1 protein-coding gene is annotated in these 689 nt (G+C 71.3%); it reads right to left on the bottom strand.

Annotated elements, in window-relative coordinates; all coding sequences use genetic code 11:
• The coding region (locus ACM43_RS09575; protein WP_271539850.1) for an AMP-binding enzyme at positions 1-689 on the bottom strand (689 nt) is incomplete at both ends.

Here is a 689-nt window from a genome sequence, read left to right on the forward strand (position 1 = left end):
CCGAGCTCGAAGAAATTGTCGGTGACGCCGATGTGGGGCTGGCGCAGCAGATCGGCCCAGATCGCGGCCAATGCGGCCTCCGCCGGCGTGCGCGGCGCCACATGCTGGGCGGACGCCGCGAGCTGATCCGGCGCTGGCAAGGCCTTGCGGTCGATCTTGCCGTTCGGTGTCAGCGGCAGGCGCTCCAGCACCACGATCCGTGCTGGGACCATGTAGTCGGGCAGCACCGAGGACAGCGCCGTTTTGAGCGCCGCGCCATCCAGCGCTTCGCCGCTGACATAGCCGACCAGCTGGCGGCCGGCGCCGGCCTCGCGCGCCACCACCACGGCCGTGCGGACACCATCCTGCGCCTGCAGCCGCGCTTCGATCTCGCCGAGCTCGATGCGGAAGCCGCGGATCTTCACCTGGTGGTCGGCACGGCCGACATAGTCGAGCACGCCGTCGGACCGCCACCGCGCCACATCGCCGGTACGGTACAGCCGCGCCCCCGGCGGACCGAACGGATCGGGGATGAAGCGCTCCGCCGTCAGCGCGCCGCGCCGCCAATAGCCGCGGGCGAGCCCCGCGCCACCGATATAGAGCTCGCCGGCGACGCCGACCGGCGCGAGGTTGAGGTCACCGTCGAGAACGTAAAGCGTGGTGTTGCCGATCGGGCGGCCCAGCAGCGGACGATCGTCCATCGCATCGAG

This window comes from Bradyrhizobium sp. CCBAU 45321, from assembly GCF_028128975.1.
Taxonomy (GTDB): Bacteria; Pseudomonadota; Alphaproteobacteria; order Rhizobiales; family Xanthobacteraceae; genus Bradyrhizobium; species Bradyrhizobium yuanmingense.